The organism is Bombella apis, assembly GCF_018221685.1.
In the GTDB taxonomy this organism is placed as follows: domain Bacteria; phylum Pseudomonadota; class Alphaproteobacteria; order Acetobacterales; family Acetobacteraceae; genus Bombella; species Bombella apis.
Map to the genome: position 1 here is coordinate 94,779 of NZ_JAGJTM010000003.1, position 26,410 is coordinate 121,188.

Genomic DNA, 26,410 nt, shown 5'->3' on the forward strand with positions numbered 1-26,410 from the left:
AGCAAGGAGTTTTTCTCCTGAGAGATCACCCGCCCCTTCATGGATATGGTGCAACAATGCTTTCCGACCCGTCCGCCACTGCATCTTCCCGGCGTGACCTTTCTGTCTGTCTGGCCCATATGTCAGACCCGCATCTGCCTCCCCCCACCATCGCATGGTCTGCCTTCCTCAACAAACGTCTGCTCAGCCGCATTCTCTGGGTCAGCAGACGGAAGCATGTCCTGCTACCATCCGTCACAGCCGAGCTGCTCGAAAACATCGCCTCCCACAAGGAACTTTCTGCCCTGCTCATCAGCGGCGACATAACAAATTTCGGCACGAAGGAAGAATATCGTCAGGCGGCTGCCTGGCTGTCCACCTTGCCTCTCACTCCCGTCGTCGTACCAGGCAACCATGACTTCATGGCACCCATTTCTTACAGGAACAGCCTGGCACAGTGGGAAACGTGGTCCGACAGTGCCTTTCCTTTTGTCCGTTTTTTCGGAAGGGTCGCCGTCATCGGGCTCAACTCCGCCCTGCCAACCCCTCCTTTTACCGCCTACGGACGCATCGACAGGAAACAGCGCCAAAAACTGGCAAGCCTTCTTGCGAAATTGGGTGAAGAAGGATACTGCCGGGTTGTCATGCTTCATCATCCCCCTCGCAAAAAGCTGCTGCCTTTCAGGAAATCCCTGATCAACACGCCAGCCCTGTCCAGCCTCCTGCGTCGCCATGGAGCAGAACTGGTCCTGCACGGACACTCTCACGATGCAACCATAACCACCGTCGAGGGGACAGACATACCCCTTCTGGGGGTCGGCGCTGCGGCCATGAACAGCCAGAATCCCGAGCGCAGGGCCTCATGGAACCATCTTACCTTTACCCCGCATGAAGAAGGATGGCAGATCAGGCTCATCCGCCGAGACCACACGGGGCACCCCTTTTCCCACATGGAATGCTTCTCCAGCATTTCGGCAAGGCAGCCTGCATGTTGATACGAAGTACCCTGCCAACACTGGATCGCTACCTGCTGAAGCAGCTGATTCCCCCCTTCACGATTGCATTGGGGACTATGCTTGTTGCCCTGCTGCTGGAGCGACTGCTGACGCTGTTCAACCATCTGGCCAGCAGCGGCAGCTCCATTGCCACACTGATCACGCTTCTCAGCGATCTCCTGCCCCATTATATGGGACTGGCGCTACCGGCTGCCCTCTGCATCGCAATCTTCATGACCGTCAACCGGATGAGCGATCACAACGAGATTGACGTGCTGTGTGCCGGCCATATTTCCCTGCTGCGCATCAGCCAGCCTTACATCAAGGTCGGGGCCATATTGGCCACCCTCAGCCTGCTCCTGTACGGCTACATTCAACCGATTGCCCGATATGACTACCGGGAAGGATTCTATTTCGCCAAACATACGGGCTGGGCACCCCACCTTCAGTCTGGCATGTTCGCCTCAACATCTTCCACCACCATGCTGACAGCAGACCGTGTCGACCATGGTGGGGCCCGTCTGAAAAACATCTTCATCCGCAATCTGAAGGATAATGGGAAAGCTGAGCTCATCACGGCTCCCAGAGGGCTGCTGACCATTTCTGAGCGGGACCAGGCCACCCAGCTCGACCTCTGGGATGGGCAGGTCATTCACGTTAACACACCAGATGTGCCTGACGACCATGCTACCGTTACCCATTTTGAACATATAGCCCGTGTCATCGAACGCAGCAAAAGCCGAAAAGCTTTTCGATCCCGTGGTGATGATGAACGGGAAATGACCACACCCGAGCTGTTCCAGGCCCTCCGCCACGGCTCCCCACGCATTTCCTACATCGTGCTCCGCTCCGAAATGGATTTCCGTCTGGCACGGGCCATCAGCATCATGTTCATTCCACTGCTTGCCATCGCTTTCGCCATCGGGCGCAAACGTCGCCGATCCGTGGTCGGGCAGATCATGCTCGCCATCATTCTGGTCGGCTTCAATGAGGTTCTCCTTTTTGGGCACAGCATGGCCACAAATGGAAAAGCCTCCGTCTGGCTGACGATCTGGGTTCCCGAATTCCTCTTCTGCATTGGCTGCACAGCAGCCCTGCTGGCACGCTCCCAGGTCTCCTGGCGTCACAGAAAACCGGTACTCCTGAACAGGACGTCACCATGAGAGTCCTGCCCTCCAATCCCACCCTGCTTCAGGTCTTTCTCAAGCCGCTTCTGACAAAGATTCTCCTATGCTGTGGCGTGCTGACAGCCCTGCTCGAGATTCTTGCCCTGCTGGATGATGCCTCCACCATTCTGGACAGGCATCTGGGGATTAGTGGCCTGTTCCGATACATAGGCCTGCACCTGCCAACACTCATCGTTGAAATCATGCCCCTCTCGGTCATGATCGGGGGCCTGTTCACGCTGCTTCAGATGGCACTCTCCAGCGAGATTGCCGTGCTGCGGGCAGCCGGGCTCTCTACCCTCAACATGTTCCGCTACCTTCTGCCCATTCCACTCCTGCTTGGCGTCATCTGCATGGCCGTGCAACTATGGGTCATTCCCCCCTGTGAGCAGGAACTCAACCGCTGGTGGAACGAAGGCGCAACGCAGGCCAATGCCACTGACGATCTACACAGCCTGTGGTTCCGCCTCGGAACAGACATCATCCATGTTGAAACCATCAGCCATGGTGGAAGAAACCTTTCCAAGGTCATCTTCTACCGTCGTCAGGCCGAGAACGGAAACCTGACCGCAGCCCAGTATTATGAAAATCTGGTCCATGAAGGAGGACACTGGGTCAACCATGGCATCGCCAGGCAGCTGACCGTTTCCAACGAACAGACACAGGTTCAGCTGAGCAGCGAACCGCCCCCTCCCACCCTGACGGCATCCCCGCAGGAGATCATCAACATGACATTGCAGGGCGTGTATTATACCCCGCATCAGTTCTGGAAAATTTTCTCGGGAAAAGTGCCATCCAATTTACCTAGGTCAAATTATCTGATGGCATTATATGCTACACTGATGCTGCCGGTGCAGATGGCGGTGATGCTTCTCATCACTCTGCCCATCACCTACATTCCGCCGCGTGCGGGATTGCGGAACCCGTTGCCGGTGTACGTGATGGCGGCTGGTCTGGGAGTGGTCATTCTACAGGGCATGATTTCGGCTCTGGGAAATTCAGGTTCCCTTCCCATATTAATCGCTATAAGTTCGGGCCAGATCGTGGCAGCCCTGTTTGGTCTGGCATGGATACTGCGGATGGAGGAAAAATGAGTACGTTCAAACAATTTTTCCAGGGCACGACTCTCATGCAGAAAGGCAGGAGTTATGATCTGGGAAAAATGAATCTTTCGCAGTTATGGGCGGCTTACCTTACCTATCCGACAATCCTGCTCTATTTTGCCCTGATTATCGGTACGGCCATACTTAGCCTGTATCTGCGTCACAGCTGGTGGGGAGTCCTCATCCCCATTCCCGTCATTGTCGCTGTCTATCCGACAGCCTGGTACATCATCCACCGTTACATCCTGCACGGACGCTGGTTCTACCGGAACCCCATCACAGCCTCCATGTGGAAGCGTATCCATTTTGACCACCACCAGGATCCCCATCTGCTCGAAGTCCTGTTCGGCTCTCCTCTGAACACAGTTCCGACCATGATGGTCATCACCATGCCCATAGGCTGGCTGATTGGCGGCTGGGGTGGAGCTTTTTCAGCACTCTCCACAGCGCTGGTCATGACCTGCATCTATGAATTTTTCCACTGCATCCAGCATCTGGCCTACAAACCCCGCTGGCAGTGGGTGGTGTACATCAAGCAGCTCCATGTCCTGCACCATTTTCACGATGAAGATGGCAATTACGGCATCACCAACTATCTGCCAGATCGCCTGATGGGTACCTTTTACCGGGCCGCCAAGGAACGCCCCCGCAGCCCGTATGTCTTCAATCTGGGCTACACGGTCGAAGAGGCAGAGCGTTATCCTTGGGTCATGCGGCGGACAGGTGCCCCTCCCCGTGACCGGCCGGACCCTGCCCGTGCTCCCAAGAACGAAGAACTTTCCAAGAGCGCATGAACATTCCAGTCCTGATACTGGCCGGGTCGCGTGACGGCGAGCGTGACCCTCTGGCCCGCATGGGGCAGGTATCTCACAAGGCATTGCTACCCATTGCAAACAGCCCCATGATTGAGCGTGTTCTCCATACGCTTGAACAGGTTCCTGAAATCGGGCCAATATGGGTCAGTATCGAACAGCCCGATCTATTGAGCCATTTGGGGGATCGCATCACTCTTTTGCGGTCTGCCCCCTCTCCAAGCGAAAGTGTTGCCCAGGCACTCGACGCCATCGGCACGCCCTGCCTCGTCACGACGGCAGACCATGCTCTGCTCCGCCCGGAGTGGGTCAGGGAATTCATCGAAAAGAGTCGGACAGCCAATGTCGACCTGACGGCCGGTGTCGCCTTGAAGGAGACAATCCTGCGGGACGTACCCCAGACCAGGCGGACCTACATCCGCTTGGCAGATATTCAGTTTTCAGGCTGCAATCTCTTCTGGCTGGCTACTCCACAGGCGAAAGCCGTAGTTGCGCTCTGGCAGCGTCTTCAGCGTTACCGGAAACAGCCTCTGCGCATGGCCATGATTCTGGGGCTGCCGACCATTCTGCGTACCCTTACGCACACGCTCAGTTCCCACAGGCTTGAAGAACGCATACATGCCCTTACGGGCGCCAGAATACGACTTATCCCTCTCTCTGACGGCCGAGCTGCTGTCGATGTTGACAAACCCGCTGACGCAGCTCTCGCAGAGCAGTTGCTGAGTCACCCCTGACATTTCCCTTCATGCCGCCCCATTCTGACAACGGCATGAAGAGAAACACGATCTTACTTCAAAATCTGTCTCTTGATATTGAAGAGAAGAGGTCCCAGTCCGCGGCGTATTTTCTTGAAATCCGCCAGCGTTACATCTCCAGCGGCAGAAAGAGTATGCATGCCGTCTGGATAGTCCCTGATTTCCGGCAGATGCACTGGGACGGAATCTCCCCCGCAAATTGACGGCCTCCCCTTACCAAAGCCACTGATCCGAAGCAGACGGATGCCACCGCCATATGTCTCCGAACAATCCTGCACTGGCAGGAACACTTCATCGCCCTCAACAAACGGCGTCCCTCCCGGACGGGCACCGCTGCGGTCAATCAGAAAATGCCCCATATCGCACCATGGGCCTGTCAGCTCTTCTGCAAGAGCAATGTGCAATGTGCTCTGCCGTGCCTGTTTAGGGGCAGGTGGTGTCCAGAACAGCCACCAGCGTCCAGCATAATGAAGCGGGGTGGCGTCAATCGCTCCAATGGGGAAGTCGAACATGGGCACACGCTGCCACTCATAGGGAAAGGATGTTGCCTTGTAGAGTGTCAGACGCCCGGACTTGTAGGCCTCCGGCAGCATGTAGGTCACTCCCTCGTGCCGGAACACATAGGGATAAGAGAGATGCCAATCCTCACTCAGGACACAGCGACGCTCCTGCAGGGCGAAGGACTCATCATAAATGAGAACCTCAATGACACCCTTGGCCTGGCTGTAATCATAATACTCAGCAAAAACATGCAAGCGTCCCCCGTCCCACAGACCAAAAGGATCTGCAAGAAACCCATCCTTTCCACAGGACGGCAGGAACGTCATGTCTATGTCGTCCAGACTGTTCTGCCGGATAACCTGCTCAAAAGGAGCATGAAGAATGGCCGAACGCCAATAGTCCATTTTAAACAGCTTCATCTCTTATCATCCTACGGATACATGCTCATAAAATCATCTTCCACCATACAGAGCTGCCCTCTCCAGTGGAAGAGCTACTGTTCCTCTGGAATGGCTGACAGCCGGAGCATCTTCCTGTACTTTTCTGCCCCGGACACGTCGCAGCTGCCATATTCAAGGATTCATGAATGCCCATCACATACGATACGGATACCGCCATCGACATCCGCTTTCATGCGGCCTGTTCCATCATCAAGGAAGCTGCGGCCCTGGCCCTGAACATGCAGCCTGCCCCCGGTAAGCCAGCCGCTGATCTCAAGGGCCATCAGGACTACGTGACTGAAGCAGACAGGACCGTGGAACAGTTTGTCACGGCCCGTCTGGGAGCCCTCTTCCCCGAGGATGCCTTTCTGGGAGAAGAGCATGGTGGCAGCTCATCCGGACTCTTCCGATGGGTCATAGACCCTATTGATGGCACATCCAATTATGCCAGAGGCCGTAATCGCTGGTGCATTTCTCTAGGCCTCATGCACCGGAATGTCCCGGTGGCAGGTATCATAGAAGCTCCAGCCATCCGGGAAAGCTTTACGGCAAGAAAGGGAAAAGGCGCCTTCCTCAATGGAGCCCCCATCAAGGCATCAACAACCGACAAGATGAATGAAGCCATGGTGGAAATTGGCTGGTCACCCTACGTCCCCGAAGGCTGGTACCCCGAAAAGATGCAGGCCCTTTTGCACAAGGGGGTCATGCCACGGTCGCTGGGGTCTGGCGCCCTCGCTCTGGCTGACGTTGCCTGTGGTCGCTCGGATGGTTATCACGAATACGTCATCTTCCTCTGGGATGTTGCTGCGGCCCTGGTCCTTCTTGATGAAGCTGGAGCCCACGTGTCACCTTTCCTGAAAATGGGCGGCCTGACGCAGCGTACGACCATCCTCGCCTGTGCCCCGCTGGTTGCGGCAACCCTCTCGAAGACACTAGGCGTTACACTAGATTAAGTTTATAGTTCCAACGTGCATCCGTTTTCAGCCTACAGGAGGTTTCCGATGTCCAAGTCATTTTCCTACATCTCACGGACTGTTTCCATTGCTGCGGGTGTTGGCATGCTCGCCATGAGCGCCTGCGCCGGTGACGCAGCCGCTGCCAAGATTTCCAAACAGCAGGTTCTCGTAAACAAGGCTACATTCGCCGTGCAGTCCGCTCTGCTTGACTCCAAAGTCAAGGAAAAGACGGCCCATGTACTTGGCGAGACAAAAGCCGTCGTGATCTGTCCCGACGTCACGAAGATGTCTCTCATCGTTGGTGGTACCGGTGGGCGTTGCGTCCTGCTGGCCCGTGGTGCCAACAATTCCTGGTCTGACCCGGCTTTCTATAACCTGAGCGCAGGCTCCTTTGGTCTTCAGGCTGGTTATCAGCACAGCCAGCTTTTCTTCTTCATCACGTCCCAGAAAGCACTCCTGAACCTGATGGATCACGAGTTCAGCTTTGACGCCAGTGCCGATGCTGCTTTTGGCAATGACAGCAGCAGCACGCAGAACACCCCCAAGGAAGTCTATGCCATGCAGAAGATGAAGGGGGTTTTTGCTGGTGTGTCCCTCGGCAGCAGCAAGCTGAAACCCGATAGTGAGGCGAACCGTTCCTATTACCATCAGGTCGTCGGGCCGGAAGACATCGTCGTGCGGATGCAGGTCAACAACAAGTCAGCCGATGCGCTGCGTCGTGTCGTCATGAAGGCCTTCAACCAGTAAGATTGAGGCAGATCATACGGTCTTCTCACAGATGGGAGCATTATCCAGAAGTGGATAATGCCCCTTCTTCTTTTCAGGTATCCCGCTGCACAGGAAAAATTACTGGGCTGCCGCTTTTTTCATACGGCGATAGGCACGGACGTTATCCGTCTGTTCGGCAAGGGTATGGGCAAAATTATGCCCCCCATGTCCTGTTGCGACAAAATACAGCGCATTACCCGAAGCGGGATGAGCTGCTGCCTCCAACGACTCACGACCGGGCGAACAGATAGGCCCCGGAGGCAGACCCGGATGAAGATAACTGTTGTAGGGGCTTTCTGTCTGCAGGTCCTCATGCGTCAAGGGGCGAGGCAGCACCCCATCTCCATCGCTCAACCCATAAATGACAGTCGGATCTGTCTGAAGCTTCATTCCCTGTTTCAGACGGTTCAGGAAGACCCGGGCGATCTGTGGTCTCTCCTCTGCCAAAGACGTCTCCCTTTCCACAAGCGAAGCCAGAATCAGCAGCTGTTCTGGTGTGGTTATGACACCCTGCAAGGCTGCTTGATCCCGCTGCTCCCAGATCGCCTGAAGCGTCTTACCCATCAATTCTGTCATGTGATGCAGAAGTGCCTGTCGCTCCATGCCCCAGACATAAAAGAACGTCTGAGGTGCCACCTGCCCCTCCCCTATGGTGGGAAGGTCTCCTTGCAACGCAGGTGCCTGCATCAGTAATGTCCTGATGCGCTTTGCTGTCAGGCCCTCCGCTACGGTCAAACTGTGCGTGACAGGATGCCCATGACGGAGAATCTCAAGACTGTGAGCCATGGACACCCGCTCTGGAAACTTCAGTTCCGCTGCGTGAATCGCTCCCTGTGAGCGGGTGGCATACATGGCTACCTTGAAGAACAGGGAAGACACACCACCCCGTGCCAGAATCCCATTTTCCTGAAGGGCTTCAATGACCCGACCAGTGCCACCCTTTGGGATGACAACCACACGCTCTGTCTGTAAAGGCCCCGGGTCTGTGTAATGGCCATACCCGGCGAAAACGGTTCCACCAGCAGCGGCCAGCAGCAAAGCAAAGACCCGTCCTTTTGTCAGGAGACGGAAACGCTTCCTGGCCCTGCTTCCACTCTCTTCTTCAGGCCCCTGTTTTCTGGAAGTGTCTGATGCAGGTTCCTGTGCCATCGTTTCAGTCTCCAGCGTCGAAAATCTGCATCAGACAGTCAGATCAGCCCCTGAACCGCTTCAGAACAAGGCTGGCGTTGGTCCCACCAAAGCCAAAGCTGTTGGAAAGAGCAACATCCACCTGCTGCTCTTTCGCCTTGTGAGGGATACGGTCCATGGCGCTCTCACTGGACGGTTCATCCAGATTGAGCGTAGGAGGCAGGATACCATCACGCATGGCCTGAAGGCAGAAAATGGCCTCCACGGCGCCAGCGGCACCCAGCAGATGCCCGATCGCCGACTTTGTGGACGACATGCTCGTACCAGCAGCTGCATCACCAAACAGGCGCTCTACAGCCCCGAGTTCCAGATCATCCGCCATTGTGGAGGTCCCATGAGCATTGACATAGCCAATCTCGGCAGGGCTGACCCGGGCATCCTTCAGGGCAGCCTGCATGGCACGGAAGGCCCCTTCATGATTCTCCGCTGGAGCGGTGATGTGATAGGCATCCCCCGAAAGACCATACCCAACGACTTCGCCATAAATCTTGGCACCACGACGCTTTGCATGTTCGTACTCTTCCAGCACGACCACGCCGGCACCCTCACCCATGACAAACCCGTCACGCTGCCTGTCCCACGGGCGGGATGCTGTTGTCGGACTGTCATTGAAACTGGTCGAAAGGGCGCGGGCTGAACAGAAACCGGCAATACCGAGCTCACAGATGGCCGACTCTGCGCCACCAGCAACCATTACCTTCGCATCGCCATGCTGGATCAGACGGGACGCATCACCGATCGCATGGGTACCGGACGCACAAGCGGTCACCACGGCATGATTCGGCCCCTTGAAACCATAACGGATGGACAAATGCCCCGCCGTGAGATTGATCAGCGATGAAGGAATGAAGAAAGGAGAAAGACGACGTGCCTTGCCTGCTGCCACAGCCAGCGAGTTGTCGTAGATCGTTTTCAGGCCGCCAATGCCAGAACCGATCATGACACCTGTTGCACAACGATCTTCCTCTGATTCCGGCTTCCAGCCTGAATCTTCCACAGCCTGGATACCCGCTGCCAGACCAAGATGGATGAACCGGTCCATCTTTTTCTGTTCCTTGACAGGCACCCAGTCGGAAAGGGTAAGTCCACCCTCTTCCGTTGGTCCGGCTGGGACTTCGCCTGCAATTCTCGCCGGAAGATCAGAAGCGTCAAACTGTGTGATCGGACCAATGCCGGATTGAGAGTTGATAAGGCGCTTCCATGTCAGTTCTGCACCAACAGCCAACGGGCTGACTACGCCTATTCCCGTAACGACCACACGTTTTCTGTCCGTTCCAGAGCCGCTCATCGCCGCCTTACCTCACAATTCGTAAATACGCATAAAGCGAAACGGACTTGCTCCGCTTCGCTCTTTCAGAACGGAGCGGACTGATCCCCGACCAGCCCGTCCCGTCATCCAATCCCTACACCGGGAATCAGGCAGCTTTCTGCTTGGTGATATACTCGATGGCATCATTCACAGTAGCAATCTTCTCGGCGGCATCTTCCGGAATCTCGACGGAGAATGCTTCCTCGAAAGCCATGACCAGCTCGACCGTGTCCAGACTGTCAGCGCCCAGATCGTCGATGAAGGAAGCATCCGGCTTCACCTGGCTTTCTTCGACGCCCAAATGCTCGACGACGATCTTCTTCACCTTGTCAGCGATTTCGTTGCTCATCTGCCTTAAATCCTTGCTACCCCTACCGGGTGTTTCTAAGAAAAAAACCTGCCTGCCTGTCAGCTTCGGGACATCGGAATGCCCGGCAATGAAGCCATACTCTGAGCCTTTGCCAGGCCAAGCAGGCCGCGCTTAGCATGTTTTCCTGCAAACGCCAACTTTTTCAGACCATGGCCATCCCACCATTAACATGAAGCGTCGTGCCCGTCACCCATGCGGCCTCGTCCGAAGCAAGATAGACAACGGCTGCAGCAACATCCTCCGGGCGCCCCATACGGCCAAGCGGAATGTTACCCAGCAGCTTCTCCCGTACAGCTTCCGGCAGAACATCGGTCATCGCAGTCTCCACGAAGCCCGGTGCCACAACATTGACCGTCACACCACGGCGGCCTGCTTCCTGGGCCAGAGACTTGCTCATGCCCACCAGACCGGCCTTTGCAGCTGCATAATTGGCCTGCCCCGGATTGCCCGTTGTCCCCACAATGGAAGAAATGGAGATGATACGCCCGGTACGGCGCCGCTGCATCCCTTTCAGCGCAGCACGGGCCAGACGGAACGGACTTTCCAGATCGACTTTGAGCACCTGTGCCCAATCATCATCCTTCATCCGCACGGCCAACGTATCCCGTGTCAGCCCCGCATTGTTGACAAGAATATCCAGAGGTTGCCCTGCCACTTCCTCTGCACGGGCCACCAGAGCATCGGCCTGTGCATCATCCGACAGATTGGCCGTGACGACATGCACACGCTCACCACCCAGAGCCGCTGCCACATCCTGGAGGGCTCCCTCCCGTGTTCCGCTCAGCACGACAGTCGCACCACACTCATGCAGCTGACGGGCAATGGCCGCACCAATACCACCAGAAGCGCCAGTCACCAGAGCCAGCTTACCAGAAAGAGAAAACATCAGGACTACCCCCTTACAGGCTTTTCAGCATTGTTTCGATCTCTGCCGGAGTTCCAGCATGATCAGCCGCCAGATCAGGCACGATGCGACGCGCCAGCCCTGTCAGCACCTTCCCGGCACCCAGCTCATGCTGGCAGGTAACATCCTTGCCCGGCATGGAAAGTACAGTCTCCCGCCAGCGCACACGCCCGGTGATCTGCTGGCCCAGCAAGGTACGGATGTCATCAGGCTGAGAGACTGGTTCTGCCGTCACGTTGGCAATGACAGGAATGGCGGCAGGCCGGAACGCTGCCCCTGCCAGAGCCTCTTCCATCTCGGCGGCAGCCGGTGCCATCAAAGAAGAATGGAACGGGGCTGATACGGGCAGCTTCACCACACGGCGGATGCCTCTGTCCTTTGCCGCTGCCATGGCACGGTCCACCGCTGCCATATGCCCCGAAATGACGATCTGCCCACCACCATTGTCATTGGCGATTTCCAGAACATCACCTTCCGCACAGTCTGCACAGATCTCCTGCGCCACATCCGGCTCAACACCCAGAATGGCCGCCATGCCTCCCTGCCCTGCAGGCACGGCACGCTGCATCGCCTGGCCCCGCAGGCGGAGAAGGCGGGCACCCTCGGCAATCCCCATGACACCAGCTGCTGTCAGGGCAGCATATTCTCCCAGGGAATGGCCTGCCAGAAGCATGGCTTTCTCTTTCAGGGCAAAGCCCCCTTCATGTTCCAGCACCCGCACGGTCGCCATGGAAACTGCAAAAAGAGCCGGCTGGGTGTTCTCCGTTGCCGTCAGCTCGGCGGGATCCCCCTCAAAAATCAGCCGGGAAAGATTGGCCCCAAGAGCTTCATCCACCTCTTCAAACACGGCACGGGCAACAGGGAATGCCTTGTACAACTCCAGCCCCATCCCGACAGACTGGCTGCCCTGACCAGGAAACACAAACGCATGACGAGCCATGCAAACACCTCCAGCTTTCAGTTTATCAACGGTGATGACAAAAGAACGTCAGCGGGGAATCAACCGCCCGCGCTGCCATGATTCCGCAGCGTCTCCGGGGCCCATTCCATCAATGCTTACGGCGTAGTCAAGAGCGCTCATGACCTTGTTGCTCAGCATCATGATGGACAGCTCATCCAGCATGTCTTCATCCACCTCTGCACGAAGCCCCTTGCGCAGAACAAGCCGGGCCGTCTGCACCTCGCCAGCAAGCAGGTCTCCATCAGGAAGACCCTCCAGCATCTCGACATGGAAAACGGCATGAGGCTGCCAGACAGCGACCAGAGGACAATCCCCTGCCTCTTCCGCCTGCTTCAACCGCGGGAAGACCTCTTCCGGCGCAACAACTTCAAGAGGGAGCTCCTTGAGGGCAGGACGCTGCTCAAAAGCTTTCTCCACAAACGGGCGTGCCTCGGCCGTGGTGAGAAGGGAGGTAAAGTCTGCAGCCTTCCAGCCAGCCCCCTTCCCTGATTTTTTAAGGGCGGAAAACTGAAGTTCAGGATGATACAGGCTACCAATGGCTTCATGCCCATGAGACAGAATGACCTCATCCTGCGGGAACCATGCCGACACGAGAATATCGACCTCGCCATCGTCCAAAGCCTGTAAACGTTCATCCCGGCTCAGATCAGCATAGGCGACTTCCTCACCATTCGCCTCGATGACACGGGCCACGCCACTGGCACAGGCGGCATGCAACGCCGTGTAAAGATGACCAATAGTGAGATATGACATGAAACAGCCCCGCATGATGAAGAAACAGACCCGGGATAGCCATAGCCCGGCCGTTTGTGAAGCCCCGCCCCCATTTTTCCCTCAGGCAGGGGCTGGCTTCGCAGGACGATGGTCTGCTCCTGTTACCATATCTTGACCCGCTGCTCCGGCGGCAGATACAGCCTGTCTCCCGCTTTCACACCGAACACCTGATACCAGAGATCGATATTGTGAACCGGCATGTTCACCCGGCTGGCAGCTGGAGCATGCTCGTTGGAAAGAACCTGCCGTTTCAGGGCATCTGGCCTGTCCTTCTCACGCCAGACCTGCGCCCAGCCGAGAAACACTCTCTGGTCTCCCGTCCAACCATGAAGAGGTGCCTCCGTCCGACCATGAAGGCTGTCATGATAGGCCTGCACCGCCAGATTCAGCCCCCCAAGGTCAGCAATATTTTCCCCCATGGTCATCCTGCCATTCACATGCAGGCCGGGAAAAACTTCCTCGGCATCATACTGGGCCCCGAGTCTTTTTGCTCTTTCCTCAAAAGCCTGGGAAGACCGGCTGCTCCACCAGTCATGCAGGCGACCATGCTCATCATAATGACGGCCCTGATCATCAAAACCATGGCTCATCTCATGACCAATGACCCCGCCAATGCCGCCATAATTAACGGCCATATCACCCGTGGGGTCAAAGAATGGCGGCTGGAGAATGGCCGCAGGGAAAACGATCTCGTTCTTTACCGGGTCATTATAGGCATTCACTGTCTGAGGCGTCATGTCCCATTCGTCCCGGTCCACGGGACGGTCGAGCTGGTCCAGACGATGATGCCAGTTGAAAGCGATGCCACGTGAGGCATTGCCATAGACATCGCCCGGGCGAATATCCAGTGCGGAGTAGTCCCACCATTTGTGGGGATAGCCCACCTGCATGGCAAAATGATCCAGCTTGACGAGCGCCGCCTGACGGGTCGGAGCATCCATCCATTCATTATGCTCCAGCCGCCAGCGGAAGGCCTTCTTCAGCTCCTGGACCAGCCCGGTGATCCGGTCCTTCGCCTCAGGCGGGAAATAATGTTCTACATAGAGGCGCCCCAGCGCCCAGCCCATGGCCGTATTCGTAGCACGGACAGCACGCTTCCAGCGGTCGGGCTGGCGCTTCATGCCCATCAGAACCCGACCATTGAAATCAAAAGACGCATCTGAAAACTCACGAGAGAGATATGGCGCTGCATTGTCGGCCAGATGAAAAGACAGCCAGGCCTTGACCGTCCTCCTGTCAGCCCCGGCAATGATCCGGGCCATCTCCGCAATGGATTCCGGTTCACGCACATCGATCACACGCTCCATCAGACCTGCCTCTGGCACCCCCATGGTCCGCAGGTAAGTGACCCAATCCACATCGGGCGCCAGACCAACCAGCTCTTTTACCATCATCGGATTGAACATCTTCACGGGGTCCCGTGTCTGATCACGGGGAGTTTCCACCTTCGCCAGTGCCGTTTCCAGAGCCACAACAGCTGAGGCGTCATTGTCCGGATCAGGCCAGTCCAGCAGTTCCAACATTCTGGCAACATGAGCCCGGTAGGCATTTTTCTGCGGGGCCAGGGCAGGATTGCTGTAGTAGCTGATGTCAGGCAGCCCAAGACCGCCACTGATGCCAATACTCATGCCCTGATCCAGCATCAGCATGTACTGTGTCGGATCCTTCTGGTTCTGTTCAATATCCAGAGCAAAAGGGCTGTACATGAGGGAGCTGGCCGAAAGACCGAACAGACGGGCCAAGGATGCCCTGTCATTCATGTCCCGTATCTGGTCCAGCTCCACCTCAAGCGGATCGCCACCTTTGGCATCAACAGTCTTCTGATCGAGAAAGCTGCTATAAAAGGTTGCCAGCTTGCTGCGTTCGTCTCCCACCTCCGCATACGGTAGCAAGGCCTCCAGAAGCGCTTTCTGCCTTACCTGAGACAGTTCAGCGAGAATATGGAAAGGCCCGTAACTGCTCATGTCGTCAGGAATCTTCAGCTGCCCGATATAATGGCCGTTGGCATAGGTAAAGAAATCCTGCCCTGGCGGAGTGGCCGGATCCATTCCTGCCTGATCAAACCCCCAGCCATTCCTGTAGGCCTGAGGCGTCTGGGTCTGTGCGTGGCCAGCTGCCCCTGCGGCAAGCCCGGCCCCGATCACCATGAGCATGCTGCACTGTTTCAGGACGGTACGGAATGATGGAATTTTCATGAAAACATCCATTGTTGAAAAAAGGGTATGAAACAGCTCAGGCCGGCTGAAGCTGACGGGCGAACGACCTCTGCTTCCAAGAGATCAGGGCATGCATCCCCTTCGCAAGCCACCGCTGCATGCGGGAATGGGGTGTCAGGCCCGATGTCTTCAAAATCATGGCCGTGACACGGTCCAGATGCTTCTGCTGGTAGAAGGACAGGGCCCGGGCCATGTAGGCAGCAATACAGTTCTTGTGATCATAAAAACGGAATTTCTCACTGTTCGTGATGTAAAAGGCTGTTGCAAGTTCGTCATCCTCACTTTCCATCACACGGCTCAGGGCAATCCGCAGACGGAACCAGCGCCCCAGCTTCTCACGTTCCAGATAACGATGCATGTTGTCATAAAACAGTTTGAAATGACGGTATTCATCAGCAGCGATCTGCTTGCAGACTGCCTTCAGAACGGGCTCATCCGTAGCATCAGCCAGTGCCGTATAGAAAGAGGATGTTCCCGTTTCCACCATGCAGCGGGCAATCAGCTCCCCCGTACGAGACCCCCTGATGGATGAGGACACGTCCGTATCTATCCTGTAAGCGTCCCGATATCGCTCAAAAGCTTTGGCGTAATCCCAGTCCGGGTCTGCCAGCATGGCCCATTTCCCAAGGGCATCTCCATGCTGGACCTCTTCTTCCGCCCAGTTCTGTGCGGCATCCCGGAAACCGGAATCGTCATGGAAAACATTCCTGAGGTAACAGGTATAGTCCCGTGCATTCCGCTCCACCACAGAAGCTGCCTTCACGAGGGCAAGGATATCAGGGTTCACCTTCGTCGCGTCAAAGGCGGCCCAGTCCATCTGATCAATCTGCCAATGTTTCATAAAGACACCCTGAATTTTCCGAAATGACGTTAACCCTTCATGCATCTATCATACTTTTCGGATGGCATAGCGTCCATCTTTTGGGTAGGTGTATGCAGCCAACTCTGGAGACAAAAGCTAGATGACTGAACAGACCTGCCCCTCGCCTCAGAAGGTCACGCTCCGGCACGACTGGGCTCGCGAAGAAGCAGAAGCCCTTCTTGCGCTGCCCTTCCCGGAGCTGATCTTTCAGGCACAGCTGGCACACCGGCAATTTTTTGACCCCACAAAGGTACAGATATCAACCCTGCTCTCCATAAAGAGCGGCGGTTGCCCGGAAGACTGCTCCTACTGTCCGCAGAGCGCCCACCACGACAAGCGCATGGCCGCTGAAAAGCTCATGCCGCTGGAGCGTGTCATCGCCGATGCCAGACGCTCGAAGGAAGCCGGTGCCGGGCGGTTCTGCATGGGCGCTGCATGGCGTGCCCCGAAGGACCGTGACCTGGATGCTGTCTGCCGCATGGTTGAGGAGGTCAAGGCTCTCGGACTGGAGACCTGCCTGACCATAGGGATGCTCACGCCCAGCCAGTCTGCCCGCCTGAAAGAGGCCGGTCTGGACTATTACAATCATAATCTTGATACGTCAGAAGATTTCTACGGCAAGATCATCACCACACGGACCTATCAGGAACGTCTGGATACTCTGGCCAATGTGCGTGATGCCGGCATCAAGGTCTGCTGCGGCGGGATCATCGGCATGGGTGAAGACACGCAGGACCGTGCCGGCCTGCTGACGACACTGGCCAATCTACCGACCCACCCGGAAAGTGTTCCCATCAACCTGCTCGTCCGCGTGGAGGGCACTCCGCTGGCTGATGAAGAGGCCGTGGATCCGATCACCTTCGCCCGCGTGATTGCAACAGCCCGCATCATGATGCCAGCCAGTCATGTCCGTCTGGCAGCGGGACGTGAAAACATGTCCGAATCAACACATGCGCTCTGTTTTCTGGCAGGAGCCAACTCCATTTTCTGGGGGGAAAAGCTGCTCACGACGCCCAATCCGGCACAGAACAGGGACACAGAGCTTCTGACCATGCTGGGCATGAGCCCCATGATGCAGAAAACGGCAACAGCCTGATCTGACCCCACCATGGATGCGCTCCAGAACGGTTTCTGGCGCGCATCCACCTGACCAGACAGGCAGCGAGCTTACAGGCTGGTCTGCTGCTTCCGGGCACTATCCCTGAAACGCTGCATGACACGCCCAGCAGCCTGCTCATTCCCCATGGCACGAAGAGCTTTGGCCTCCAGCAGCAGAGCCCGACGCATGGCTTCGTAATCCATGTCTTCCCTGCGTATTTTCACCAGCCCCTCGGCAGACTCTGCCGCTGGCTGCCAATCCCTGTTCAGGATCAGACGCAGGGTAAGAAGTTCTTTCAGGTTGGCCTGGTCCTTGTCATTCCTGCTGGGAGCAAGAGCGGTGATGGCCTCCTCCAGCCCAGCCCGATCAAACTGCGCAGCTGCTGCCAGACCACCCAACGCATAAGCGCTGAAACGTATCCGATCATCCGGACTGGTCCTGGCCAGCTTCGCCTCATCACCCGCATGCTGCCAATATGTCTGGGCATAAAAGACAGATGCCCGTACGAGATGCAGATCAGCCTGCCGTCCGCCAGTCCAGCCCCTCACCATCAATGCTTCAGACACCCGGCGTAATGTCTCCAGACTCGCCTGATAGTCTTTCAGACGCAGCTCGCTGGTAGCCAGGTTGAAACCGGCATCATGGATGGCCTGAACATCATCAATCAGAAACGCCCGCTCCAGAGCATCTGCGTAATGCTGCCTCGCCTGTTGGATATAGCCAAGACTGAACACACTGTCGGCAGCATCCATTCTTGTGGCGTAGCGCTGGTCTTCCCACTCACCGGGACCGCTGGAACAACCTGAGAGAAGCCCGGCGGAGAGGGAAAGAGAGATGATGACATTGCAAAATTTCATGGTCTCACCTCACGGGCCGGGAGCCTGCGGTCAGGCCGGTGCCTGTTTTTGCCGCCACCACCGCCCAGCAACCACAAACCCCGCAGCTGATCACTCAGCTTGCGCAGGCTGTCTGCCGTAGCCTCAGCTTCAGCCAGAACGGCGGGAAGCTGCTCCGTGGCATCAGCCACATTACGGACGCTCCGCTGCACTTCCGGGCCGGAATCTTTCAACCCCTTGGTCAGGCCATGCACATTCTGCATCACGCCATTGGCTTCATTCAGCGTAATCTGCAACTTCTGTTCCAGTGGCTGCACAGCCTCAATGGCCTTGTTCAATGAAACCAGGATCGTATTTACACGCTGGGCCGTTTCCTCATTGGTCAGCAGGGCACCAGCTGTCCCCTTACCTGCATGAAGGTCCACCATGATGTCCTTGGCCTGCTTCGTGATCTCTTCCACATTATCCATGGCAGGAAGCAATCTGGCCCGCAGATCTATCAGGGTCTGGACAATCATGTCCGCAGGGTTGGGTTCCACGCTGGTATTCAACACGGCATAGTCCCAGTTGAGCGGCTCTCCCTGCCCACGGGTGATTTCAATATATCCCGCACCCGCCACGACAAGGCGACGTTTGATGGTAGCAATGCTGTCACTGCGAATATAACGCTCGAAATGGGGTTCGATCGTCCCTTCCGCATACATACGGCCTGATTCATTGAGGTCCAGCCGCCGGATTTCCCCTACACGGACCCCCATGACTTCAATGTCATTATTGACAGCCAACCCCGCCACACCACTTTCCGGCAGCACGAAATGGAGACGCCCTGCCGGTGTCAGCCACTGCTTGAGAAAACCGGCCTCGACCAGAACAGCTGTCAGGATGACAAGAGCCAGCAGAACAAGCAGCCCGACCCACTCATCCACGAAAGAGCTCCTGAACAGAGGAGCTGCCAGACCGGAACGCCGACGTAAACGTAAAGGACGCATCACATATCTCTCACTTTACGAGACCATTACTACCGAGGCGAAAACACTGCATGCCGGGCCCGGCATAACCAGCCCAGGCGGAACGCTCCGAACCGATCCACACGACCGCACAGCCCCGCTCCCGTGCAGCTGTCAGTTCTGTCAGAAAAGCGTTGTACAGCTCGACCGGTCCCCCAAGACTGATAGGATTTTCCAACAGAAGCAAGGACGGCCTGTTCATGAAGGTTCGCACATATTCCGAGCGTTTCCTGTCCAGCGGGGAGAGTTTTTCAGGCAGCTGCGTTGGCAGGCCGGGCATGCCGAATGACTGGGCCAGCTGGACGGCCTCCACCACCAGTCTGTCATAAGAGGCACGACTGTGATGCAGGCTAGGCCAGAGAATGTTCATATGCATCTCGTACAGGTCAATCCAGCCACTGTCCTCGGTAATGCGACCGATACGCCCCCGCAGTGCCTGCGCCCGTCTTTCATCCAGCTCCGCCCAGTTCAGCCCCATGCAGCTGACCGTTCCCTGTCCCCTGCCTGTCCTCGCATCCTGCCTGACGGGCAGAAGCCCTGCGCAGAAATCCGTAAACTGCGACGCCCTGAAACTGTCACGACACTCCACGAACACACATTCACCGGGTGCCAGTGCCAGATTGTATTTTACTGAAGGCAACCCTGTGGAATCAGACACCGGAACAGCATCATCCAGCTTCAGGACAAAACCATAATCCCCTTCTGAAAGAGTTGTGCCTTCCACCGTCAGAAGCTCCCCAGAATGACGTCGATCACCACATTGATGACCAGAATGGACATGATGCCACGCGCAAAGCCCCGTGGCATGAAGGTTGTCAGATTGTCCTCTGCCGTCACATCCATGCCAGACAGACAGCAGCACAGACCGACACAGGCCCCGCTCAGAAGAAATTTCAGAGGAATCCCGATATAATCACCCGGCTGCATGCTGTTGATCACATCGAAAATGAAAGACCAGATGGATGACGTGACGATCCCTTTCATCCAGCAGGCCACATACCCCATGCCCAAAGCTATGACGCTGAAAAAGGTACCCAGCGTGACCCCGCCCACCGTCGTCGCAATGGTTCGTGGCACGACAAGTGCCAGAAACGGATCAATACCCATGCCATTCAGGGTCTTGAGCCGCCCGCTGGTTGTCAGAGTGCCCATTTCCGTCAGCATCAACATGCCAGAACGTCCCAGAAGAATGACGCCGACGAGAATGGGCGCAATTTCCCGCAGCAGGACGCTGGAGAGAAGGCTTCCGGTCATCTGCGACATGCCAGCAAAACCCAGCCAGTAAACAGCCTGCGAAACCAGCCCCAACCCCGTGATGACGGCCACCACCACTACGCTGAAAAAACCGCTACCTACCAGCTGACGCAGATTGCGACGAAACTCGATAATGACCGTCCGACGCCATGAGCTGGGGTGCAGCATCTCATAGACGACCCCCCATGCAGCCCCGATCATGATGAGAAAGAACCGGGGCTGGGACCGGGCAAAACGGCCCAGCATGGCCAGGCCACTATTAATGACGGCAAAGCGCTCGGAGAAATTCATGATCCCCCTGCCGCCGTGTTCTCACTCCTGCCTGCCAGAATGTAGCTGTTGGAGATCCCATTGTTGGGCAGGAAAAACTCTCCCCTCAGACGGAACAGGAAAATGCCCTGCAGGGCCTGATAGGCTCGCTCTGAGACCTGTATCTGCCCCCCATCAGGAGCATTGTGGGCCAAGGCTTCTGCCATGGTGAGCCCCTCTCCCCACAGATTGAAGATGTCCCGTCTCTCCCCAAAATAGGCAACAAGGACAGGCCCGACGTCAATCCCGATACGGAACATGAGCTGCGTGTTCATCTGGGCAATGACCATCAGGCAGGCTTCCCTGATTCCGATGGCTGCCTCTGCAAGATGGACGGCCCCCTCCGCATCAACGTTCTGGGAACAGCTGCCCAGGAAAATGAACCGATTCCCCGCCACCTGGGCCGAAAACAGACCACGCTCCCTGGCAATGCCTTCGATCTTCCCGCCAAGTTCGGCCACCAGTTCCAGCATGGCCTGGGCAGCATCGCGGTTGGAAGAATAAGCCTCGGAAAATTCCAGAACCATGATGGGCACCGTCGGATACAGGCCGGGCATGGGCGGTGTCCTGTCGGTTTCCTCTTCCGGATGAATGAGAAAGCCCTCGACAATACGCATCTGGGGTCTGGGGGACCGGCCAGCAGAATCGGCCATGGTGACAGGCCCGCCCTGAGCCTGCGCCGCCTTTTTCTCTTCCTCCTGAACATGACCGAAACGGACAGCCAGAATCGAAGCGATCAGACCAATAACACGGTCTGCCTCACCCAGCTGGTAGGGATCCTCCAGCATGATGGCGCCCACCGGCCGGTGCTCTTCCATCACAGGCATGAAGAAGAGATGTCTGGCTCCGATCATCCGCATGACCACACGCTGAAGGCTCTGGAAACGCTGATCCTCCTCCGCATCTGGCAGATCAACGGCATGGCCGCTTTCCAGACATTCAAAGACGCCAGAGTGACCGTTTCTGGTCAGCTCCATGCCCGAACCGTGAGCATCCCTGCCACGGTCGAACATGTCCTCACACAGCAGCCTGTCCCCATCAGCCAGCAGCCGCCAGATGCTGGCCCGGCGTGCTACGGCACGTTCGGCCAGAGCCTCGCAGAAATAAGGCTGTTCCTGCTCTGGATCGAGCAGACCTTCCATGTTGGTGATCTTCAGAAGGACCGCATTGTCTTCCTTCTTTTTTTCATCAAGCACATTCAGGCCGGTCTGCAACCGTTCAACCCGCCGTCCCTGATAGATCAGCCCCATGGCGAGAATCAGCGCCAGCCCGACAATCACAACAGAAAAATAAACCGCCTGTTTCTGCACGGCATGTGTAAAACTGGCAAAGTCACTTTCAGGTGCATTCAGCAGCAGCACCCACGACCTCTTGGCCAGCGGCATGGCAGAGGCAATGGTAACATAGTTCTGTCCCCTGGCATGGACCATGCCCGTACCATCTCCCATGACACGAAACACATTGAGCGCCCGGACGAACACCGGCTGTGTCTTGGGGTCCAGATGGACATTCTCCGCATCGAAACCTGGCTTGCCGACATCCAGCATGTTATGGCCCGCAATCACATGACCACTCAGATCCACGATCACAGCCTGTCCGCTCTTGCCGACCTTGAGGCTGTTCACGAAGCGTGTCAGCTGATTCAATGAAATGCTGATGGCAAAAACGACGTGCCGTCCATCCAGTGTCCTGAAGGCCATGGAGGCCGTGACGATGAACTGATGCGTCGAGAGATAAGGATAAGGGTCGGTCCAGAACAGGCGCCGGTCCGGTGTCCTGTCCTCAAACCGGAGGGCCCCCTTGTACCAGGGACGCAGCCGTGGATCATACCCTTCGGCAGAAAGCCTGTCCGTAGAGATGAAGCGGCCATCCTTGTCGGTGACCCTATGGCGGTAATAGGGGGCCCCGTCTTCTTCCTGAAGAGTCGTTTCCTCGTACTGCCCTTCCCGCCGGGCAGACATCCAGAAATGCCCCTGATCATCAGCCAGATAGAAACTGTCCACATGCGGAATGCCCCGCAGGACAGAGCGCCCCAACGACATGAAGGCACTGGCATTCGCCTTCATGTCATCACTGGCCAGCATTCCACTGGCCATGAAGGAAATACCCGTCGCCGGAGAGAGATAATGGCTGACTTCTTCCGTAATATAACGCTGCTGGCTTTTGAGCAGATTCCGCGAAAGGGTGATCGCCCCCTCCCGCATGGTCCTGTACGTGTAGAGCGTGACAACTCCGATGGTCATGATGACCAGGATCACGCCAAGGATTGGCCCTATGAACTGAAAAAGCTGCCAGCGCCGCCCTGTCGTATCAATGGCGGGATCTATGATCTCATCTGTCGGCAAGGCTCTAGAATCCCCCTCGGTCATCCGGTATCCCGAAATGATACCTTTTATGCCATGCTGGAATAGGGCGAAGGTCCCTTTTCTTTTGCCACCACTATCATGCGGACACTGATGAAGCGCAACCATCTTTCACGCCGTTCTGTCATTTCACTCACAGGAAATGAACGGACCAGCTTTCTGAACGGCCTCATAACCAATGATGTACAGGCCCTTTCACAAAACGGGACCGCATGGGCCGCCATGCTCAATGCTCAGGGACGCATACAGACGCTCTTCTTCCTATGGAAAACTGAAGAGGCTCTCCTTCTCGACCTCCCGGAGACTGAAACGGACTCCCTCCTGAAAACCCTGCGTCGCTTCAGACTGAGAGCAGACGTACACATGGAACGGATGGACGCCACCATCCTGACAGGAGCGCCGGAAACCCCACGGCCGGACGGGGCACTCATCCATGCTGCAGACCCCCGGCATCCAGCACTGGGCTGGCGGGCCATCATTCCAGGCTCTCCCGCCAATGATGAAGCCGTCCAGCAGAGAGAAGCCGACGCCCTGCTTGCCCGGCGCCTTCAAACCGGTATTCCGGGAGATGAGGATATCGTCCCCGGCCAGACACTGGTGCTGGAGGCCAACATGGACCACCTCCATGGCGTATCATGGACCAAAGGCTGCTACCTGGGGCAGGAGGTCACCGCTCGGACCCATTATCGGGGGCTCATCAAGAAACGGCTGCTGCCGGTACGGTCTACCGATGGCCAGCCCCTACCCGATGAGGGCACTGTGACACTGGACGGACAGGAGGTCGGTGAGCTCAGGTCACATGCCGGTCAGCACGGGCTCGCCCTGCTGCACCGTCGGGCCTGGAACACCAGCGGGCTACAGCTGGACGACCACCCCATCACGCTGGACTGGCCTGACTGGCTCCCCAGAGATACGGAACAGACCCAAGAAAAGGACTCCTGACATGCCTTGGCAGCCTATCACCGATCCTACCCTGACAACCCTGCTGGATGAAGTTCATTTCAACAGCCGGGGCCTCATCAGCGCCATCGCACAGGATGAAAACGGCGAAGTTCTCATGCTGGCCTGGATGAACCGGGAAGCCCTGGCCGAAACATTGGCAACAGGGCGGGTCTGCTACTATTCCCGCAGCCGGAACACACTCTGGCGCAAAGGAGAAAGCTCCGGGCAGGAACAGCACCTTCTTGCCGCCGCTCTGGACTGTGATGCGGACTGTCTGCTCCTGACCGTCCAGCAGAAAGGCGTTGCCTGCCATACGGGTCGCCGCAGCTGCTTTTATCAGTCCCTCACCCCTGCCGGCTGTGTAGAGCTGACCAGCCCGGCCATTGCTCCTGAAGAACTTTACAGCACGAAAAAATCATCCTGATACAGAAAAGCCCTTTCCGACCCGAAGGTGGAAAGGGCTTCAGCCACGCCATAATCATGAATGATCAGAGCAGGCCTTCGGCATGATGTTTGAGATGGTCCTGTATGAAACTCTGCACGAACCAGTAAGAATGGTCATACCCCTCATGCCGCCGCAGTGTCAGGGACTGCCCAGCCGCCTTTGCCGCCTGTTCCAGCCGCTCCGGCTGCAAACGGGACAGGAATTCGTCATCCAGTCCCTGATCGACCAGCAGCGTGCCCGGATGAGTCATGCCGGCCTCCAGAAGAAGGCAAGGATCGTACTGCGCCCACTCGGCCTCGTGCCCGCCAAAATAGGCATCCGTCACCTTATGCCCCCAATCCACCTGCGAGGGTGAAGAAATGGGAGCAAAAGCTGACACAGTCTGCCACGCTCCAGCATCACCAAGCGCCACAGCCAGAGCCCCCATGCCTCCCATGGAATGACCCATGATTCCACGGCGTCCGGCCATGATGGGAAAATGCTCTTCCACCAGAGCAGGCAGCTCCCGGCGCACATAGGAGCCCATGCGATAATGGGCCGCCCATGGGTCTGTCGTGGCATCGACATAATAGCCGGCACCCGTGCCCAGATCATAGGCATCATCTTCCCCGGCCACGTTTGCACCCCGTGAGGATGTATCCGGCGCCACCAGGGCAAGGCCATGGTCCGCCGCATGACGGATGGCGTTGCTCTTGATGAGGAACGTCTCCTGCGTGCAGGTCAGGCCCGCCAGAACATGAATGGCAGGCACACGATCACCAGCAAGCGCCTTTACCGGAAGGAAAATGCTGACACGGGCCGGCAACCCAAGTTCCTGCGACTGGTGGGAGAGGAAGTGTACCTCCCCTCCACAGCAGGCATGACGCTCAATCAGTGTGAATGGATTCCTGCCCATCATAGCCCGTAATTCACAATGTTGCGGATGCCTTCGCCACGCTCCATCATCTCGAAGCCCTGGTTGATGTCATCCAGTTTCATCTCATGGGTGATGAGATCATCAATGTTGATGCGCCCTTCCATGTACCAGTCCACGATCTTCGGAACGTCAGTCCGGCCACGGGCCCCCCCGAAGGCAGAGCCGATCCAGCGGCGACCTGTCACGAGCTGGAAAGGCCGCGTGCTGATTTCCTGCCCTGCACCGGCCACGCCAATCACGCAGGACACACCCCAGCCGCGATGGGCACTTTCCAGCGCCTGACGCATCAGGCTGACATTACCCACACACTCGAACGTATAGTCGGCGCCGCCCCCCGTCAGTTCGATGAGATGACCAACAAGATCACCATTCTCTCCCAGATCCTTGGGATTGACGAAATCCGTCATGCCGAATTTACGGGCAATGGCCTCACGCTCGGGGTTGATATCGATGCCGATGATGCGGTTTGCCCCGACCATTTTGGCTCCCTGAATGACATTCAGGCCGATTCCGCCCAGACCGAACACCGCCACGGTGGAGCCGGCCTCGACCTTGGCCGTGAACAGCACGGCACCAATGCCGGTCGTCACGCCGCAGCCGATGTAGCAGACCTTGTCGAACGGAGCATCAGAACGGATCTTTGCCAGGGCAATTTCCGGCATGACCGTGAAATTGGCGAATGTGGAACAGCCCATATAATGGTGGACCGGCTTTCCCTTGTAAGAGAACCGTGTCGTGCCATCCGGCATCAGGCCTCTGCCCTGCGTACTGCGGATGGACGTGCACAGATTGGTCTTGCGGGAAAGGCATGACGGACACTCACGACATTCCGGGGTGTAAAGGGGAATGACATGATCACCAGGCTTGAGGTGCTTCACCCCGGCACCGACCTCACGGACAATCCCGGCTCCCTCATGCCCCAGAATGGACGGAAACAGACCTTCAGGATCCTTGCCGGAAAGCGTGTATTTATCCGTATGACACAGCCCCGTGGCCATGATCTCCACCAGCACTTCCCCATCCCGGGGACCTTCCAGCTGGACGGTATCAACAACCAGCGGTTTGCCTGCTTCAAGAGCGATTGCGGCGCGAACATCCATTTTCATTACCCCTTATTAATTCTGTCTGTCGCTGTTTCTGCGGCCCGAATTGTGCCACAGAATGAACGGGCTTCAAGCCC

Annotated in this window: 26 protein-coding genes; 10 read left to right on the forward strand and 16 right to left on the reverse strand. The window is 56.9% G+C overall.

Going from position 1 to position 26,410, the window contains the following annotated elements:
* Nucleotides 1-56 precede the first annotated feature (56 nt).
* The 5 genes from J8Z04_RS02235 to J8Z04_RS02255 are packed head-to-tail and all read left to right on the forward strand — an operon-like array spanning nt 57 to nt 4,789.
* Entirely contained in the window at nt 57-974 is a 918-nt protein-coding gene (locus J8Z04_RS02235) for a metallophosphoesterase family protein (protein ID WP_192848218.1), read from the forward strand.
* Nucleotides 968-2,137, forward strand: coding sequence for an LptF/LptG family permease (locus J8Z04_RS02240; RefSeq protein WP_081563172.1), 1,170 nt, complete (start codon nt 968-970; stop codon nt 2,135-2,137). Before J8Z04_RS02235 ends, J8Z04_RS02240 begins: the two co-directional genes overlap by 7 nt.
* On the forward strand, nt 2,134-3,234 hold the full coding sequence (locus J8Z04_RS02245) for an LptF/LptG family permease (protein ID WP_052349056.1): 1,101 nt from the start codon (nt 2,134-2,136) through the stop codon (nt 3,232-3,234). The genes J8Z04_RS02240 and J8Z04_RS02245 overlap by 4 nt, the downstream gene beginning before the upstream one ends.
* Nucleotides 3,231-4,037 carry a sterol desaturase family protein gene (locus tag J8Z04_RS02250; RefSeq protein ID WP_043560082.1) on the forward strand — a complete coding sequence of 269 codons (807 nt, stop codon included), beginning with the start codon at nt 3,231-3,233 and terminating at the stop codon, nt 4,035-4,037. The genes J8Z04_RS02245 and J8Z04_RS02250 overlap by 4 nt, the downstream gene beginning before the upstream one ends.
* On the forward strand, nt 4,034-4,789 hold the full coding sequence (locus J8Z04_RS02255) for a nucleotidyltransferase family protein (RefSeq protein WP_192848219.1): 756 nt from the start codon (nt 4,034-4,036) through the stop codon (nt 4,787-4,789). The genes J8Z04_RS02250 and J8Z04_RS02255 overlap by 4 nt, the downstream gene beginning before the upstream one ends.
* Before the next feature lie 53 nt (nt 4,790-4,842).
* Here the strand turns inward: J8Z04_RS02255 and J8Z04_RS02260 are convergent, their stop codons facing one another.
* The gene (locus J8Z04_RS02260; RefSeq protein WP_043560078.1) at nt 4,843-5,730 is read right to left on the reverse strand and encodes a glucosamine inositolphosphorylceramide transferase family protein; all 888 of its coding nucleotides are present in this window, start codon (nt 5,728-5,730) and stop codon (nt 4,843-4,845) included.
* A gap of 167 nt (nt 5,731-5,897) precedes the next feature.
* On the opposite strand from J8Z04_RS02260, the gene J8Z04_RS02265 reads away from it, so the two are divergent.
* Both J8Z04_RS02265 and J8Z04_RS02270 read left to right on the forward strand, forming a co-directional pair.
* A complete protein-coding gene (locus J8Z04_RS02265; RefSeq protein ID WP_192848220.1) occupies nt 5,898-6,704 on the forward strand; it encodes an inositol monophosphatase family protein in 807 nt (268 codons plus the stop codon).
* A 48-nt stretch (nt 6,705-6,752) separates the two neighbouring features.
* The gene (locus tag J8Z04_RS02270; RefSeq protein ID WP_052349055.1) at nt 6,753-7,454 is read left to right on the forward strand and encodes a lipid-binding SYLF domain-containing protein; all 702 of its coding nucleotides are present in this window, start codon (nt 6,753-6,755) and stop codon (nt 7,452-7,454) included.
* Nucleotides 7,455-7,553: 99 nt separating this feature from the next.
* Here the strand turns inward: J8Z04_RS02270 and mltG are convergent, their stop codons facing one another.
* The 8 genes from mltG to J8Z04_RS02310 all read right to left on the reverse strand — a co-directional run bounded on the left by mltG (nt 7,554) and on the right by J8Z04_RS02310 (nt 16,038).
* Nucleotides 7,554-8,624 carry an endolytic transglycosylase MltG gene (gene mltG / locus J8Z04_RS02275; protein WP_192848221.1) on the reverse strand — a complete coding sequence of 357 codons (1,071 nt, stop codon included), beginning with the start codon at nt 8,622-8,624 and terminating at the stop codon, nt 7,554-7,556.
* Nucleotides 8,625-8,667: 43 nt separating this feature from the next.
* Nucleotides 8,668-9,951, reverse strand: coding sequence for a beta-ketoacyl-ACP synthase II (gene fabF, locus J8Z04_RS02280; protein WP_043560074.1), 1,284 nt, complete (start codon nt 9,949-9,951; stop codon nt 8,668-8,670).
* A 127-nt stretch (nt 9,952-10,078) separates the two neighbouring features.
* Nucleotides 10,079-10,321 carry an acyl carrier protein gene (locus tag J8Z04_RS02285; protein ID WP_043560073.1) on the reverse strand — a complete coding sequence of 81 codons (243 nt, stop codon included), beginning with the start codon at nt 10,319-10,321 and terminating at the stop codon, nt 10,079-10,081.
* A gap of 163 nt (nt 10,322-10,484) precedes the next feature.
* Nucleotides 10,485-11,228, reverse strand: a complete 744-nt coding sequence (gene fabG / locus J8Z04_RS02290) for a 3-oxoacyl-[acyl-carrier-protein] reductase (RefSeq protein WP_043560072.1) — start codon at nt 11,226-11,228, stop codon at nt 10,485-10,487.
* Nucleotides 11,229-11,241: 13 nt separating this feature from the next.
* Complete coding sequence (gene fabD, locus J8Z04_RS02295; protein WP_103765550.1) at nt 11,242-12,186, reverse strand: ACP S-malonyltransferase; 945 nt, start codon at nt 12,184-12,186, stop codon at nt 11,242-11,244.
* Between the two features lie 48 nt (nt 12,187-12,234).
* The gene (locus tag J8Z04_RS02300; protein WP_043560070.1) at nt 12,235-12,960 is read right to left on the reverse strand and encodes a glycine betaine ABC transporter substrate-binding protein; all 726 of its coding nucleotides are present in this window, start codon (nt 12,958-12,960) and stop codon (nt 12,235-12,237) included.
* Nucleotides 12,961-13,082: 122 nt separating this feature from the next.
* Nucleotides 13,083-15,176, reverse strand: a complete 2,094-nt coding sequence (locus J8Z04_RS02305) for a M13 family metallopeptidase (RefSeq protein WP_192848222.1) — start codon at nt 15,174-15,176, stop codon at nt 13,083-13,085.
* Between the two features lie 37 nt (nt 15,177-15,213).
* Nucleotides 15,214-16,038 (reverse strand): acyl-ACP desaturase, encoded by an 825-nt coding sequence (locus J8Z04_RS02310; protein WP_086431414.1) that lies wholly within the window; start codon nt 16,036-16,038, stop codon nt 15,214-15,216.
* A gap of 121 nt (nt 16,039-16,159) precedes the next feature.
* Here J8Z04_RS02310 and bioB point away from each other — a divergent pair, with 121 nt between their 5' ends.
* Nucleotides 16,160-17,155 (forward strand): biotin synthase BioB, encoded by a 996-nt coding sequence (gene bioB / locus J8Z04_RS02315; RefSeq protein ID WP_086431415.1) that lies wholly within the window; start codon nt 16,160-16,162, stop codon nt 17,153-17,155.
* A gap of 71 nt (nt 17,156-17,226) precedes the next feature.
* Here bioB and J8Z04_RS02320 read toward each other — a convergent pair whose 3' ends face one another.
* The 5 genes from J8Z04_RS02320 to J8Z04_RS02340 all read right to left on the reverse strand — a co-directional run bounded on the left by J8Z04_RS02320 (nt 17,227) and on the right by J8Z04_RS02340 (nt 22,933).
* Nucleotides 17,227-18,015, reverse strand: a complete 789-nt coding sequence (locus tag J8Z04_RS02320; RefSeq protein ID WP_086431416.1) for a hypothetical protein — start codon at nt 18,013-18,015, stop codon at nt 17,227-17,229.
* Nucleotides 18,012-18,920: an MlaD family protein gene (locus J8Z04_RS02325; RefSeq protein WP_227449698.1), complete on the reverse strand. Its 909-nt coding sequence runs from the start codon at nt 18,918-18,920 to the stop codon at nt 18,012-18,014. The genes J8Z04_RS02320 and J8Z04_RS02325 overlap by 4 nt, the downstream gene beginning before the upstream one ends.
* A gap of 73 nt (nt 18,921-18,993) precedes the next feature.
* A complete protein-coding gene (locus J8Z04_RS02330) occupies nt 18,994-19,725 on the reverse strand; it encodes a P-loop NTPase family protein (protein ID WP_276830246.1) in 732 nt (243 codons plus the stop codon).
* A 2-nt stretch (nt 19,726-19,727) separates the two neighbouring features.
* Nucleotides 19,728-20,546 (reverse strand): MlaE family ABC transporter permease, encoded by an 819-nt coding sequence (locus J8Z04_RS02335; protein WP_154981426.1) that lies wholly within the window; start codon nt 20,544-20,546, stop codon nt 19,728-19,730.
* Nucleotides 20,543-22,933 carry a cache domain-containing protein gene (locus J8Z04_RS02340; protein WP_227449700.1) on the reverse strand — a complete coding sequence of 797 codons (2,391 nt, stop codon included), beginning with the start codon at nt 22,931-22,933 and terminating at the stop codon, nt 20,543-20,545. The genes J8Z04_RS02335 and J8Z04_RS02340 overlap by 4 nt, the downstream gene beginning before the upstream one ends.
* A gap of 87 nt (nt 22,934-23,020) precedes the next feature.
* Between J8Z04_RS02340 and ygfZ the strand changes: the two genes are divergently transcribed.
* Nucleotides 23,021-23,869 carry a CAF17-like 4Fe-4S cluster assembly/insertion protein YgfZ gene (ygfZ, locus tag J8Z04_RS02345; protein ID WP_166651606.1) on the forward strand — a complete coding sequence of 283 codons (849 nt, stop codon included), beginning with the start codon at nt 23,021-23,023 and terminating at the stop codon, nt 23,867-23,869.
* 1 nt (nt 23,870) lies between these two features.
* Nucleotides 23,871-24,293, forward strand: coding sequence for a phosphoribosyl-AMP cyclohydrolase (gene hisI / locus J8Z04_RS02350; RefSeq protein ID WP_081563179.1), 423 nt, complete (start codon nt 23,871-23,873; stop codon nt 24,291-24,293).
* Between the two features lie 64 nt (nt 24,294-24,357).
* On the opposite strand, the gene fghA is transcribed toward hisI, so the two are convergent.
* Both fghA and J8Z04_RS02360 read right to left on the reverse strand, forming a co-directional pair.
* On the reverse strand, nt 24,358-25,209 hold the full coding sequence (gene fghA / locus J8Z04_RS02355) for an S-formylglutathione hydrolase (protein WP_408610211.1): 852 nt from the start codon (nt 25,207-25,209) through the stop codon (nt 24,358-24,360).
* Nucleotides 25,209-26,330: an S-(hydroxymethyl)glutathione dehydrogenase/class III alcohol dehydrogenase gene (locus J8Z04_RS02360; protein ID WP_043561195.1), complete on the reverse strand. Its 1,122-nt coding sequence runs from the start codon at nt 26,328-26,330 to the stop codon at nt 25,209-25,211. The genes fghA and J8Z04_RS02360 overlap by 1 nt, the downstream gene beginning before the upstream one ends.
* Nucleotides 26,331-26,410 lie beyond the last annotated feature (80 nt).

Coding starts and splice junctions, on each gene's coding strand:
- J8Z04_RS02240 (WP_081563172.1), top strand. CDS start 968: ATGTTGATACGAAGTACCCTGCCAACACTGGATCGCTACCTGCTGAAG.
- J8Z04_RS02305 (WP_192848222.1), bottom strand. CDS start 15,176: ATGAAAATTCCATCATTCCGTACCGTCCTGAAACAGTGCAGCATGCTC.
- J8Z04_RS02265 (WP_192848220.1), top strand. CDS start 5,898: ATGCCCATCACATACGATACGGATACCGCCATCGACATCCGCTTTCAT.
- J8Z04_RS02340 (WP_227449700.1), bottom strand. CDS start 22,933: ATGACCGAGGGGGATTCTAGAGCCTTGCCGACAGATGAGATCATAGAT.
- mltG (WP_192848221.1), bottom strand. CDS start 8,624: ATGGCACAGGAACCTGCATCAGACACTTCCAGAAAACAGGGGCCTGAA.
- J8Z04_RS02320 (WP_086431416.1), bottom strand. CDS start 18,015: ATGAAATTTTGCAATGTCATCATCTCTCTTTCCCTCTCCGCCGGGCTT.
- J8Z04_RS02285 (WP_043560073.1), bottom strand. CDS start 10,321: ATGAGCAACGAAATCGCTGACAAGGTGAAGAAGATCGTCGTCGAGCAT.
- bioB (WP_086431415.1), top strand. CDS start 16,160: ATGACTGAACAGACCTGCCCCTCGCCTCAGAAGGTCACGCTCCGGCAC.
- J8Z04_RS02360 (WP_043561195.1), bottom strand. CDS start 26,330: ATGGATGTTCGCGCCGCAATCGCTCTTGAAGCAGGCAAACCGCTGGTT.
- J8Z04_RS02270 (WP_052349055.1), top strand. CDS start 6,753: ATGTCCAAGTCATTTTCCTACATCTCACGGACTGTTTCCATTGCTGCG.
- fghA (WP_408610211.1), bottom strand. CDS start 25,209: ATGGGCAGGAATCCATTCACACTGATTGAGCGTCATGCCTGCTGTGGA.
- J8Z04_RS02250 (WP_043560082.1), top strand. CDS start 3,231: ATGAGTACGTTCAAACAATTTTTCCAGGGCACGACTCTCATGCAGAAA.
- J8Z04_RS02335 (WP_154981426.1), bottom strand. CDS start 20,546: ATGAATTTCTCCGAGCGCTTTGCCGTCATTAATAGTGGCCTGGCCATG.
- ygfZ (WP_166651606.1), top strand. CDS start 23,021: ATGAAGCGCAACCATCTTTCACGCCGTTCTGTCATTTCACTCACAGGA.
- J8Z04_RS02310 (WP_086431414.1), bottom strand. CDS start 16,038: ATGAAACATTGGCAGATTGATCAGATGGACTGGGCCGCCTTTGACGCG.
- J8Z04_RS02300 (WP_043560070.1), bottom strand. CDS start 12,960: ATGTCATATCTCACTATTGGTCATCTTTACACGGCGTTGCATGCCGCC.
- fabF (WP_043560074.1), bottom strand. CDS start 9,951: ATGAGCGGCTCTGGAACGGACAGAAAACGTGTGGTCGTTACGGGAATA.
- fabD (WP_103765550.1), bottom strand. CDS start 12,186: ATGGCTCGTCATGCGTTTGTGTTTCCTGGTCAGGGCAGCCAGTCTGTC.
- hisI (WP_081563179.1), top strand. CDS start 23,871: ATGCCTTGGCAGCCTATCACCGATCCTACCCTGACAACCCTGCTGGAT.
- J8Z04_RS02235 (WP_192848218.1), top strand. CDS start 57: ATGCTTTCCGACCCGTCCGCCACTGCATCTTCCCGGCGTGACCTTTCT.
- J8Z04_RS02255 (WP_192848219.1), top strand. CDS start 4,034: ATGAACATTCCAGTCCTGATACTGGCCGGGTCGCGTGACGGCGAGCGT.
- J8Z04_RS02245 (WP_052349056.1), top strand. CDS start 2,134: ATGAGAGTCCTGCCCTCCAATCCCACCCTGCTTCAGGTCTTTCTCAAG.
- fabG (WP_043560072.1), bottom strand. CDS start 11,228: ATGTTTTCTCTTTCTGGTAAGCTGGCTCTGGTGACTGGCGCTTCTGGT.
- J8Z04_RS02260 (WP_043560078.1), bottom strand. CDS start 5,730: ATGAAGCTGTTTAAAATGGACTATTGGCGTTCGGCCATTCTTCATGCT.